This window comes from Nisaea sp. (assembly GCF_039990255.1).
Classification (GTDB): domain Bacteria; phylum Pseudomonadota; class Alphaproteobacteria; order Thalassobaculales; family Thalassobaculaceae; genus Nisaea.
In genome coordinates, this window is sequence record NZ_JBDXGG010000007.1 from 491,074 (window position 1) to 504,159 (window position 13,086).

General features: G+C 59.0%; 11 protein-coding genes. 10 read left to right on the top strand and 1 reads right to left on the bottom strand.

Annotation, left to right across the window (positions count from 1 at the left end; genetic code table 11):
* Positions 1–55 precede the first annotated feature (55 nt).
* The 8 genes from ABJ076_RS06990 (at position 56) to purH (ending at position 10,620) form a co-directional block, all read left to right on the top strand.
* Positions 56–1,030 carry an ABC transporter permease gene (locus ABJ076_RS06990; RefSeq protein ID WP_348194514.1) on the top strand — a complete coding sequence of 325 codons (975 nt, stop codon included), beginning with the start codon at positions 56–58 and terminating at the stop codon, positions 1,028–1,030.
* Positions 1,031–1,033: 3 nt separating this feature from the next.
* A complete protein-coding gene (locus ABJ076_RS06995; protein WP_348194516.1) occupies positions 1,034–1,972 on the top strand; it encodes an ABC transporter permease in 939 nt (312 codons plus the stop codon).
* Positions 1,973–1,979: 7 nt separating this feature from the next.
* Positions 1,980–3,710, top strand: a complete 1,731-nt coding sequence (locus tag ABJ076_RS07000) for an ABC transporter ATP-binding protein (RefSeq protein ID WP_348194518.1) — start codon at positions 1,980–1,982, stop codon at positions 3,708–3,710.
* A gap of 259 nt (positions 3,711–3,969) precedes the next feature.
* The gene (locus tag ABJ076_RS07005) at positions 3,970–4,290 is read left to right on the top strand and encodes a hypothetical protein (protein WP_348194520.1); all 321 of its coding nucleotides are present in this window, start codon (positions 3,970–3,972) and stop codon (positions 4,288–4,290) included.
* Between the two features lie 161 nt (positions 4,291–4,451).
* The gene (locus tag ABJ076_RS07010) at positions 4,452–6,914 is read left to right on the top strand and encodes an ATP-binding protein (RefSeq protein ID WP_348194522.1); all 2,463 of its coding nucleotides are present in this window, start codon (positions 4,452–4,454) and stop codon (positions 6,912–6,914) included.
* 130 nt (positions 6,915–7,044) lie between these two features.
* Positions 7,045–7,935: a folate-binding protein gene (locus tag ABJ076_RS07015; RefSeq protein ID WP_348194524.1), complete on the top strand. Its 891-nt coding sequence runs from the start codon at positions 7,045–7,047 to the stop codon at positions 7,933–7,935.
* Between the two features lie 95 nt (positions 7,936–8,030).
* Positions 8,031–8,963: an EamA family transporter gene (locus ABJ076_RS07020; protein WP_348194526.1), complete on the top strand. Its 933-nt coding sequence runs from the start codon at positions 8,031–8,033 to the stop codon at positions 8,961–8,963.
* A 70-nt stretch (positions 8,964–9,033) separates the two neighbouring features.
* Complete coding sequence (purH, locus tag ABJ076_RS07025; RefSeq protein ID WP_348194528.1) at positions 9,034–10,620, top strand: bifunctional phosphoribosylaminoimidazolecarboxamide formyltransferase/IMP cyclohydrolase; 1,587 nt, start codon at positions 9,034–9,036, stop codon at positions 10,618–10,620.
* Between the two features lie 6 nt (positions 10,621–10,626).
* On the opposite strand, the gene mutY is transcribed toward purH, so the two are convergent.
* Entirely contained in the window at positions 10,627–11,679 is a 1,053-nt protein-coding gene (gene mutY, locus ABJ076_RS07030; protein ID WP_348194530.1) for an A/G-specific adenine glycosylase, read from the bottom strand.
* An 81-nt stretch (positions 11,680–11,760) separates the two neighbouring features.
* Here mutY and ABJ076_RS07035 point away from each other — a divergent pair, with 81 nt between their 5' ends.
* A complete protein-coding gene (locus tag ABJ076_RS07035; protein ID WP_348194532.1) occupies positions 11,761–12,309 on the top strand; it encodes a DciA family protein in 549 nt (182 codons plus the stop codon).
* Positions 12,310–12,435: 126 nt separating this feature from the next.
* Entirely contained in the window at positions 12,436–13,053 is a 618-nt protein-coding gene (locus tag ABJ076_RS07040; protein ID WP_348194534.1) for a DsbA family protein, read from the top strand.
* Positions 13,054–13,086 lie beyond the last annotated feature (33 nt).

Consider the following 13,086-nt stretch of genomic DNA (forward strand, 5'->3'; position numbering starts at 1 on the left):
CGCCGCCTTCACCCTTTCTGGCACCTAAAAACAGTTTCAGGCGAGCCTCACACGCATGATTACTTATATAGCGCGCCGCATGCTGCAGGCCCTTGTGGTCATGGCTGCGGTTTCGTTCATTTCTTTCTCGCTGTTCAACTATGTCGGTGATCCAGTCGACAATATGGTCGGGCAGGAAGCCACCCTTGAGGACCGGCAGCGAATTCGCGACGTGCTCGGCCTTGATGATCCGTTCTTCGTTCAATATGCCCGCTTCATGCAAAACGCCTTGCAGGGCGAATTCGGGCTCTCCTACCGGACGAAGAGGTCGGTGACGGAGATGATCGCCGAACGGATCCCGGCAACGCTGGAGCTGGTTTTTGTCTCCGCGCTTATCGCTCTTGGTCTCGGTATTCCGCTCGGCGTGTTCACGGGAATCAACAGAACCAGCTGGATCAGTAAGGCGGTCCTGACTGTTTCCCTTGTCGGAGTCAGTCTGCCAACCTTCATTATCGGCATAAGCCTGATCTATATATTCGCCGTGAATATGGGCGTCTTGCCATCTTCCGGCCGTGCCGGAACCGTCGAACTCGGCGGTTGGAAGACAAGCCTCCTGACCGTCGATGGCTGGCGCAGTATCCTGTTGCCGGCACTCACGCTCAGTCTGTTCCAGGTGACCATGATACTCCGGCTTGTGCGGGCCGAAATGCTTGAGATCATGCGCACCGACTTCATAAAATTCGCCCGCGCGCGCGGGCTGCCGGAAAACCGGATCAATTATAACCACGCGCTGAAGAACACGCTGGTGCCGGTGATCACGATCATAGGCCTGAATATCGGCGGTCTGATTGCGTTCTCCCTGATCACCGAGACGGTGTTCCAGTGGCCCGGGACGGGATTGATGTTCATCCAGGCGGTGGACTTCGTCGATGTGCCGATCATGGCCGCTTATCTTTGTTTCGTGGCACTGATCTTTGTCACCATCAATCTTGTGGTCGATATCCTCTATTTCGTGATCGATCCGCGCTTGCGCGCCGAGGGAGGGCATTAACCCATGGCTGTTCAACAGGATGACAAAAAGCCGGGCCTCTGGGCGCGTCTGAATGACAATGATATAGCCTATTCCTTCTTCCATTCCCCAATGGCGATGGCAGCTGCGTTTGTTACGGCGCTGATTGTGTTGTCATCGTTCGGCGCACCGCTGATCGCACCTTTTGATCCCTTCGATCCGGCGCAGATTTCGCTTTGGGACGGCAAGAAACCGCCGGCCTGGGAAGTGGGAGGGGATCCTGCCTACTTGCTCGGTACGGACAATCAGGGCCGGGATATGCTTTCGACCATTCTATATGGTGGCAGGATTTCCCTGCTCGTTGGGTTTGCGTCCGTGTTTCTCGGCATGTTTCTCGGTGTCGCGCTCGGCGTGATCAGCGGCTATATTGGCGGCTGGTTCGAGACGCTCATCATGCGGCTTGCAGATATTCAGCTGACGATCCCGGGAATTCTGACCGCTATTCTCATCAACGGAATTCTACGGTCCGTTCTGCCGCCGGAGCTGCGTGATGAAATGGCGATCTATGTCGTTATTCTCGCCATTGGGCTCAGTGACTGGCCGCAGTTCGCCCGGGTGGCCCGCAGCGCGACTCTGGTTGAGGCCCGAAAGGAATATATCCAGGCCGCCCGTGTCATAGGCTTGCGTCCGGCTATCGTCATGGCGCGTCACATTGTGCCGAACGTGATGCGCCCGGTGCTTGTGCTCGCGACTATCGGTCTGGCGCTTGCCATCATCTCAGAGGCGACGTTGAGTTTCCTCGGACAGGGAGTGCCTCCAACGACACCATCGCTTGGGACGCTGATCCGGGTAGGTAACGAGTACCTTTTCTCCGGCCTCTGGTGGATCACCTTCTTCCCGGCCATCGCGCTGGTCGTGCTTGTCCTCGCCGTCAATCTTCTCGGCGACTGGCTGCGCGATACGCTCAACCCGAAACTCAGGTGATCGCACGATGAGTTTGCTTGAATTCAAGAATATGACCGTGGAATTTCCGACACGGCGCGGGATTTTCACTGCTGTTCGTGACGTGAGCCTTTCGGTCGAGCCGGGCGAAATTCTTGGGGTGGTCGGGGAATCCGGCGCCGGTAAATCGACCATCGGAAACGCGGTCATCGGCCTGCTTGAGCCGCCGGGGCGCCTTGCCGGCGGCGAGATTTATCTCAAGGGTAGCCGGATCGACAATCTTGACGAGGACGCGTTGCGTGCGATCCGGGGCAAGCGGATCGGTATGATCTTTCAGGATCCGCTGACCTCTCTCGACCCGCTGCAGACTGTCGAGCAGCAGCTGATGGAAACGATCCAGCTGCATTTGAAGCAGAGTGATGAGGAAGCGCGCGCGAGCGCCGTGAGCTTGCTTGAGCGTGTTGGGATCCCTGATCCCAAGATCCGGATCAAGCAGTACCCGCACCAGTTCTCCGGGGGGATGCGCCAACGCGTGGTTATCGCGCTCGCCCTGTGCGCGGACCCTGAAGTAATTATCGCCGACGAGCCGACAACTGCGCTCGACGTGTCCATCCAGGCCCAAATTCTTGAGCTGATGCGCGAGCTGTGCCGGGAACGGGCCGTGGGCATGATTCTGATTACCCACGATATGGGGGTGATCGCCGAAGTCACTGACAGAGTCGCGGTCATGTACCGCTCCCGTCTTGTCGAGGAAGGCCGTACAGAAAAGATCCTTGGCGATCCGGACCACGAATACACCAAGAGCCTGATCAGTGCCGTGCCGCGTCCTGATGTGCGCCTCAAACGATTCCCGGTTGTCGAATATATTGAAAGCGCTGGAGATCGCAGGGGGAGCATTGATGTTGCTACCCACTGGCTCGGCGCCGGACGGACGGAGTCCGGCGGCGAGACGATGCTCAGGGTTGAAGACCTCCATGTCCGCTTTCTCACCAAATTCTCTTTCCTGAAGAAAAACCGGATTTATCTTGATGCGGTCGACCGGGTTTCTTTCGAAATCCGTCAGGGCGAGGTGTTCGGTCTCGTTGGTGAGAGTGGAAGCGGAAAATCGACCATCGCCCGAGCCATAGCCGGGCTTTACAAACCTGCCGGAGGCCACATTCACTTCGCCGGTGCCGACCTGACCGAAGTCCGCACAGAGTCGGAGATGGATCGATACCGGCGGCAGATGCAGATGATCTTCCAGGATCCTTTCTCATCCCTGAATCCGCGCATGAAGGTGCTGGATATCGTGGCTGAGCCCATCCGGTTCCACGGTCTTGCCGCGGGCGGAGCGGAGACCCGGCAGATCGTCATGGATTTGCTTGAGCATGTCGGTCTCGGCGCCGAGGCTGCCCGGAAATACCCGCACGAATTCTCAGGCGGTCAGCGTCAGCGCATCTCCATCGCCCGCGCCTTGGCCACACGCCCGCGCTTCCTGATCTGTGACGAGCCGACCTCTGCGCTCGACGTCTCTATTCAGGCCCAGATTCTCAACCTGCTGAAAGACTTGCAGTCAGAACTCGGGCTCACGATGCTCTTTATCAGCCATGATCTGCCTGTGATCCGGCAGATGTGTGACCGGGTTGGAGTGATGCGATACGGCAAGCTGCTGGAAGTGGCGGAGACCGAGACTCTTTTCGAATCGCCACAGCATGAGTATTCACGGCATTTGCTCGACCTAATGCCGAGGCTCGAGACGCTCTCTCACGAAGTGATCGCCGACCTCGAAGTCGCCGATTGATTAAGAGCTAAACAGACGTTTGGCCTTGCTTCGAGATAATCTCAAGACCGGGACGTTTTCGTACTTTTGAAGTAAACCGAAAGCGTCTCGATTTTCTGCAATCCTGATCTGGCGTCCACTAGCGGGCTTGGCCGATAGAACTGTTTTCTTATCTGTCGGACGTAAAAGCATATCCACAACATTTTCAGCGCAAATCAATTTACCTTTCCCTGAAAAATGCTATTGGTGATTTTTTGCCACCAACACTTGGGGATGTATGATGGCCGTAAAATTTTTTGAAACCGGCGAAGGGGACGGCGTTGTGGTCCGATCTCCGAAACGGGAAGGGGACATCGTCGTCCTTCCGGAAGCTGGAGATGCGACGGACTGGCATAAATACGGAGCTGGGGAGACCTATTCCGTGCGTGCGATGACACCTTTCAAGTTCCGTCGCGAGGTGCGCCGGGAAGATGGAAGCATTGAACTGGAGGAATACGATCTCCAACCGGAGTCGATCCTTACGCGAACCGGGCCATTTGAACATCGGGTCACCAACCTGACCGAGCGCGGCGCGGTTTTCTGTAAAAGAAAGCATAATTAGGCGTCTTTGATTGCTTATGGATCCGGGCCGGTGTCAGAGCCCGGATCCATTTCCCGTTGAATGTCTATATTTTTTCACAAGGCCATTCATTTCGTCAGTCTTTGCTTCACTTAAACATGAATGCGTGTGGCGATCCTGTCACGGGACCGAAGGACGGGGCATTGGTTAAGCAGTCTGATTTCATTGTCAAAGAACTTGCCGTGCTTTCGGAGAGGCTCACCGGGTGTAAGAGCATAACGGAAATGCGGGATATTCTTGAGGCGAGACTGCCGAAGATATTTCCGTGCAAGACTGTACTTCTCGCGACTGTAGACCCGTCAGGAACGGTTTCGATTATTCCGTCCGAACCTCTGCCCGGGACTGTAGACCCAGTCTATGCCGTTGAAATGGCCGAGGCATGTATCGAGAGCCGGGACCGAGTCATTTTTGCAGGCTCGCCGGATTGGGAAGGTGGTCCTGAAACCGGATTGGCAGTTCCCCTCGTGCTGTTAGGACGAACGGTTGGAGCCATTATTGCCCTATCCGACCGGGAGCAGCCATTTTCCGATATGGATTTTGGCATTTTGACGTCTTTGGGCGCGACGGTGGCCGGGATGCTCTTTGCCATTCGCCATGCTGCTGACGATCTCGCCATCGAACGTGACCGTTCGAACCAATTGCATGAGGATCTCGACGCGGCGTTGCAGGCTCTTCCGCACCCGATCGTCATCTATGACAAGGACTTCAATTTTCGCGCATGGAACGACGCGTTTGCCGAGATCCAAGGATACACGAACGAGCTCTTGCAGGAAATGGGCGGTATGGCCGGTTTGCTGCGGTACGAGATGGATGTCGTGAAGTCCTGTCCCGGCATGACCTTCGAGCAAGTCTGGGAACGTTATCAGAGTTATTACAAGACCCCCGATCTGGACTATTCCTATCAGTATTGGCCGAAGCGCGGGAAGCATATTGAACGTCGGACGAGGCGAACGGCATCCGGCGGCTGGGTCTCCGTTCTGGTTGACGTCACCGAATGGATGAACGACCAGGACGAAGTTCGGCAGGCTAAGGAAGATGCCGAGGCTGCTGCGCGCGCCAAAGCGGCGTTTCTTGCGAATATGAGCCATGAAATCCGGACGCCGCTGAACGCGATCATCGGCTTCACGCAGCTGGTGTTGCGCGGTTCGCTTAACGAAAAGCAGCGAGATCATCTGACGCAAGTCGAGAGTTCGAGCCAATTACTACTGAGAATTCTTGACGATATTCTCGATTTTTCCCGCATTGACGCCGGCATGCTTGAACTTGAAGAGGTTCGCTTCAAGCGGGACGATGTTCTCGGCAATGTCCTTACGCTAGCAGGAAATCAGCTGCATTCTCGCGATGTTGATCTGCTTCTGTCCGTCGGTGAGGGCGTTCCAGAGGCGTTCGTGGGCGATCCTCTCCGTCTCGCACAAATACTCCTCAATCTGACCAACAATGCTGTGAAATTCACGCTGCAGGGCACGATCACCCTCTCCGTCGTCTTGGTGGATGGGGAGGGTGCCGGTGTGACTGTGCGTTTCGAGGTGTCCGATACCGGTATCGGAATGACGCAGGAGCAGGTGGCACGGTTGTTCAAGGCCTTCAGTCAGGCCGATTCCTCAACGACCCGCAAGTTTGGCGGGACCGGTCTGGGCCTTGCCATATCTAAAGCCCTTGTGGAGCAAATGGGCGGGGAGATTGGAGTCGAGAGCGAGATTGACCGTGGCAGCACGTTTTATGTGACTGTGACGTTCCCGGTCCATGAAGATGATGAGTTTCCTGCTGGCACGCGCCTTCCAATGGCCGAGGGCGCGCTTCGGGCTTTGATCGTCGATGAGGGCGCCAGCGCGCGTAAACTTCTGTCTGGCGCTCTGTCATCCATCGGCGTTGGGGCCTGGAACGCGGCCGATTGTGAGCGCGCTATAGAGGCGGTCGCCGCTGCACCCATGCCGTTCGATCTGGTTGTGCTCGGTCAGGCCTTGGCATCGGGGCAAAATCTATCGAATTTGCGCACGGCGCTGGAAACGAGAGGCTGTACCGGAGAAGGGCACTTGGACAGCCGGGCAAAGGTGCTCGTCAGGGCGTCGGGTGCGGGCGAGGATTTTTTGCTGAACGGCGCTGACGGTGTCATGCCACAAGCAATTCCGCCGACGCAACTGCGTCGGCTGTTGCTCAAGCTGTTTGGTCTTGTGGGGGCCGGTACCATTGCTGATCGTGACGCCGAACCGGTCGTTCCAGCTTATCTGAAAGGGCGCTCCGTGCTGGTTGTCGAGGATAATATCGCCAATCAGAATGTCGCGAGGGAAATCCTAGAACGGATTGGCCTCAAGGTAACGGTTGCTGCGAACGGCCGGGATGCGCTGGAGTGCCTCGCAGCCCATTCGGCAGATGCGTTTTCCGCGATATTGATGGATCTTCAGATGCCCGAGATGAACGGCTTCACGGCGACGCGCCGGATCCGGCAGGATCCTCGGTATCGTTCCGTTCCGGTCATTGCCATGACGGCGAACGCGTTCGGCGAGGACAGGAAGCTCAGCCGAGAAGCCGGAATGGTAGATCACATTGCAAAACCGGTCGATCCCGTTATCCTTTACAACGTCCTTGCCAAACATATCCCCGCATAGCGTTGTTGGTCCGAGTGATCGATTGCGCAAGAAGGCCGTTGAAGTTTCGTCTTCTAATGGCAAGTTAGAGGGGCATTGAAAGTCTTTTGACTGGGGCGCCGCCTCTCATTGTCCAACTTCGGATGCCAAGATGCCTGATTTCGTCGAACTCCCCTCTCGCGGCGTTTTGTCCGTGGTTGGCCCGGATGCACGCAAGTTCATGCAGGGTCTCGTTTCCAACGATGTGGAGCGGGTTGCACCGGATCGGACGATCCATGCGGCCTTTCTGACTGCCCAGGGAAAATATCTTTTCGATTTCATGATTGCCGAGGCCGATGGCGCGCTGTTGCTGGACTGCGAAGCGGACCGGCTGACTGATTTCCAGAAACGGCTGAAGCTTTACAAGCTGCGCTCCGACGTCACCGTCGAGGACGTGAGCGCCAAGTTCCGGGTTCTGGTCATTACCGGGGATGATGCCTCGAAAAAGCTGGGCCTCAATGCAGAGGCAGGAATGGCGAAAGCGGTTGAGGGCGGCGTGGTCTTCACCGATCCGCGCCATGCCGGGCTCGGTGCCCGGGCGATCATTGGAACAGACAAGCTGGAAGGTTTTATCGCTGCGCGCGACCTCACCGAAAGCACGCAGGAAGCGTACGACCTTGCCCGTATCAAGCTCGGCGTGCCGGACGGCAGCCGGGACATGCAGCTTGAGAAAACAATTCTTCTGGAAGCCGGGTTTGATGAGTTGAACGGCGTTGACTGGAAGAAGGGTTGCTATATGGGCCAGGAGCTGACGGCCCGGACCAAGTATCGCGGCCTGGTGAAACGGCGGCTGATGCCGGTGCGCATCCTCGACGGTGAAATGCCCGCGCCCGGCACACCCGTGATGCGGGACGATCGCGAGGTAGGCGAGATCCGTTCGGGCGCGGGGACTATGGCGTTGGCCATGTTGCGGGTGAACGTGCTCGAGGATCTGGAGCATGCGGTGCTCAGCGCGGGCGGCAGCACGATCCTGCCGGAAAAGCCGGATTGGGCGACGTTCTGATCCTGGACCAACAGCCCTAATTCGCGGCGGTGCGGCACCATTAATGTGCCGCCTCTTCGCTTGTGCGAGATGGCCGCCGGATCTAGCTTGGTCCCGTGTCCAAGTTCATTGTTTTCAAACATTATGTCGACCGCCTGCCGGCTCCGGTTCGCGGCGTCCTCCTCATGGCGCTTGCTGCGGCCATGTTCGTCTGCATGCATGCGATCATCCGGGATCTTGGCAAGAATGCGGAGTTACATCCGTTCGAGATTGCCTTCTTCCGCTCCTTCCTCGGTCTCTTCGTTCTGGCCCCGCTGCTGATCCGTCAGCGCTTCCAACCTCTGCGCACGAACAACATGAAGCTGCTGTTTCTGCGCGGCGCGGTGAATGCGGCGGCGATGCTGATGTTCTTCTATGGCCTGTCGATCACGCCGCTGGCCGAGGCCACAGCGCTGGGTTTCACCGCACCGCTCTTCGCCACCCTGCTGGCCATGCTGTTTCTGGGAGAAGTCGTACGGATAAGACGCTGGATTGCGATCCTGATCGGCTTTGCCGGAACGCTGGTGATCATCCAGCCGGGTGTGACCGACGTCGGTCTCGGCCCGATCCTGATCCTGTCGGCGACAATCGTCTGGTCTTTCGCGCTGATCATCATCAAGTTCCTGACCCGCACCGAATCTAGCGTCACCATCACCGTCTACGCATCCGTCTTTCTGTCTCCCATCACCCTTGTCGCCGCCAGTTTCTTCTGGCGCTGGCCGACGGTGGAGGAAGCGGGCTGGCTCTGTCTGATCGCCGTTCTCGGCACGATTGCCCAAATTTCGATGAATCAGTCCCTGAAGCTTGCCGATGCCTCGGTCGTCCTGCCGGTTGATTTCAGCAAACTGATCTGGGCGGCATTTATTGGATTTTTCATCTTTGACGAATTGCCGGACCTCTATACCTGGATCGGTGGGGCGATGATCTTCGTCAGCACCACCTATATCGCTGTGCGCGAATCCCGGCTGAAAAAGCAGGCGGTGCCCTCCAGCGACAAGGCGTCCGGTTGACCCGCGTCGCCATCCCGCGCATAAGCTGCCCCGAATTCCGCAATTCATCCACAGGAACGGGTCCCGAAAGATGGCAGCCGATCTCGTCCGCGTTTCCCGCGCTCTTATCTCTGTTTCCGATAAAACCGGCCTGGTAGAGCTCGGCAAGGCGCTTGCGGCGCATGGCGTCGAGATCCTCTCGACCGGTGGCACCGCCAAGGCGCTGGCCGAGGCAGGCGTGCCTGTGACGGAGGTTGCGGACCACACCGGCTTCCCGGAAATCATGGACGGACGGGTGAAGACGCTGCACCCCGCGATCCATGGCGGGCTTCTGGCCCTGCGCGATAATGACGAGCATGTCGCGGCAATGGAAAAGCACGAGATCGCGCCGATCGATCTTTTGGTGGTGAACCTCTATCCGTTCGAAAGCACGCTGGCCTCCGGCGCCGGGTATGACGATTGCGTCGAGAATATTGATATCGGCGGCCCGGCCATGATCCGCGCGGCCTCCAAGAACCACGGGCATGTCGCCACCGTTGTCGATCCGGAAGATTACGCCGACCTGATCGCCGAGCTGGACGCGCACAAGGGAGCGACGACCTACGCCCTGCGCCGCAAGCTGGCGTCGGTTGCCTATGCCCGTACGGCCGCTTACGACAGCGCCATTTCCACCTGGCTGGCGGCCGAGATCGGCGATACCTATCCGCGCCGTATCACCTTCTCCGGCGCCGCCCCGAAGATCATGCGCTATGGCGAGAACCCGCATCAGTCCGCCGCCTATTACAGCAGCGGCGATCTGCGCCCGGGCGTCGGCAATGCCGAGCAGATCCAGGGCAAGGAGCTGAGCTTCAACAACCTGAACGACACGGACGCCGCCTTCGAGCTGGTCGCCGAGTTCGACGCCCAGCCCGCCATTGCCATCATCAAGCACGCCAATCCGTGTGGCGTTGCTGTCGGGGACGATCTTGTCTCCGCCTACCAGCGGGCCTATGCCTGCGATACGGTCAGCGCCTTCGGCGGCATCATCGCCGCCAACCGCACGCTCGACGGCGCCACGGCGGAAGAGATCACAAAGATCATGACGGAAGTCATCATCGCGCCGGATGCCGACGAGGACGCCCGTAAGGTGCTGGCGGCGAAGAAGAACCTCCGCCTGCTGCTGACCCATGGCATGCCAGATCCTCTGGCGGCGGCGCGCACCGTGCGCAATGTCGCTGGCGGCTACCTCGTGCAGGACAAGGACAATGGCCGTATCACGGAGGCCGACCTGAAGGTCGTCACCAAGCGCCAGCCGACCAGCCAAGAACTGGCCGATATGCTGATGGCCTTCCGGGTCTGCAAGCATGTGAAGTCGAACGCGATTATCTATGTGAAGAACGGTGCCACGGTCGGCATCGGCGCGGGGCAGATGAGCCGCGTCGACAGCGCCCGCATCGCCGCCTCCAAGTCCCGCGACATGGCCGAAGCCGCTGGTGCGGCAGAGCCGGGAACCATCGGCTCCGTCGTCGCCTCCGACGCCTTCTTCCCCTTCGCCGACGGCCTGCTCTCAGCCGCCGAAGCCGGTGCCACAGCGGTGATCCAGCCGGGCGGCTCCATGCGGGATGACGAAGTGATCAAGGCGGCGGACGAAAAGAACCTCGCCATGGTCATGACCGGGATGCGCCACTTCCGGCATTGATGGTGTCTACTGGTGGCGAAGGGCGTGTTTCGCGATCTTCGCCATCACGGATGGCAACCCCGCTTCGCCGATCTTCTCCACCGGATGCCAGAAACTGTCTGACGGGCGCGTTCCCGTGGCCCGGCTGCGATACACCGTCAGTTCCAGATGGAAATGCGTGAAGGTGTGGCGGACCATGCCCGGTAATTCCGTCCATTGTGCCTTGATCGGGGCTTCGGTGAGGGACTTGTGCAGTGGCACCTCGTCCTCGCGCCAGTCGCTTGACGGGATTTCCACCATGCCGCCGAGCAGGCCCTTTTGCGGGCGGCGGCGGAGGAGGATTTCGCCACGTCCGTTGACGATCCAAAAGGCGACGCCCTTGCGGGTCGGCTTGGGTGGTTTCTTTTTCTTTTTTGGCAGGTCTTCGGCGATCCCTGCGATCCGGCCCTCGCAGGACGCGCTCCACGGGCAGGTCAGGCATTTCGGTTTGCGCGGGGTGCAGATGGTGGCGCCGAGATCCATTACCGCCTGGGCATAGTCGCCGGGACGCTGCCGCGGGGTGAGTGCGGCGGAGAGGCGCTTCAGTTCCGGCTTAGCGTCCGGCAGCGGGGTTTCGACCGCGTGCATCCGGGCCATGACCCGTTCGAAATTTCCGTCTACGGGCGTTGCCGGAATATCGAAGGCGATGGCGGCGATGGCGGCGGCGGTATAGGCGCCGATCCCCGGCAGCTCCAGCAAGGCGTCTTCGGTATCGGGGAAGCGTCCGCCATGCAGATCGCGGACAACGCCGGCGCATTTATGCAGGTTGCGGGCGCGGGCGTAGTAGCCGAGCCCGGCCCATTCTGCGAGCACGTCTTCCTGCGGCGCATCGGCCAGCGCGATGACGCTTGGCCAGCGCTCCAGAAACCGCGTGAAATAAGGCCCGACAACGACCACGGTGGTCTGCTGCAGCATGATTTCGCTAAGCCAGACATGGTAGGGATCAGCCCGCGTTCCGGGCTCAGCGCGCCAGGGCAGGCGGCGACGGTGCCGATCGTACCAGTCGAGCAGAAGGCCGGGCAGGATTTCAGGCGAGGTCACGTCTATGTTATTTCCATTGGGGTTATTTCCATTGGGTCAGGCGCGGGAGCCCTTACATTAGTGCGCATGGGGAGCGCGGCAATGTCCGAGAAGACGGCAGCAGGCAAAACAATACAACCGGCATCGTGGCGCCGCCGTATCGGCGGTCTCGCCAGGCTTGCTGCTGTCGCGCCTACGCTCGGCGACAAGGCGTTGCGTCGGCGCGGATTCGCCGAATCGCGCATTGTCAGCGACTGGCCGGCCATCGTCGGAGAGGTCCTTGCCCTGCAATGCGCGCCTGAAAAGATGGTCTTTGCCAAAGGCGCCACGGGTGGCGGCACGCTGCACTTGCGCGTTGCCGGGGCGGCTGCGCTGGAGATCCAGCATCAGATCCCGGTGCTGATCGAGCGTATCAACATGGTCTTCGGATATTCCGCTATTGCCCGTATCGCGCTGAAGCAGGGCCCGCTGCCGAAAAGGCGCGAGAGCCTGCGTCCGAAGCTGCGGCAGTTGAAGCCGGAAGAGGCGCAGAAGGTCACGGAAAGCGTTGCCGGTGTCGAGCGGAGCGATCTGCGGCAGGCGCTGGAGGATCTGGGTAAAGCTGTCACGGCTCGCGCCAAGGCCGGTTCCGGGAAACGGACTAATTCCTGACATGATTGGTCTGCAGAGTGTTTTAAGATGCCGCCCATGCGGGCGAAAACCGCATCGTGCGGGCAGGTTGTTGCGGACAGAGAAAAGCCGCATTAATATTCAATATATTGTAACAGGAGGCTAATAGTGCGCCGCAGAACGCTAAATCTTGTGTTGGGGCTCGGGTTGATCGCGCCATTCACTGCCGGGTTGCCGCTCAAGGCACTGGCTGCCGGAGTGGACATGGAGGCGGCGATGGCGCCCCGGGTGGTCGGCGATCCGGATGCGAAGATCACCATCTCGGAATATTTTTCGATGACCTGTCCGCACTGCGCCCGGTTTCACACCGAGGTCTATCCGCAGCTGAAGGAAAAATACATCGACACCGGCAAGGTGAAGATGGAATTCAAGGATTTCCCGCTCGACCAGTGGGCGCTCCGCGCCTCCGCCATGGCCCGTTGCCTCGACGGCAAGCGCTATGTGGCGATGGTCGATCTGCTGATGAAGAAGCAGAGCGTCTGGGCGCGGTCGGAAAACCCCTTCGCGGAGCTCGTCAAACTTGGGCGTCTCGCCGGGCTTTCGGAAGAGCGGGTGCAGGAATGCATGACCGACGAGAAGCTGCTCGATTTTATCTTGAACGAGCGACTTGCGGCGACCAAGGATCACGATATCAATTCGACACCGTCTTTCGTCATGAATGGACGCAAGCTGGATGGTGTGTTCAGCTTTGAAGCCTTCGAGGAGGTGATCGAGGACGCGCTGTAGGCGTGGCTCGTCGATCGCACATTGAGGCCGGAT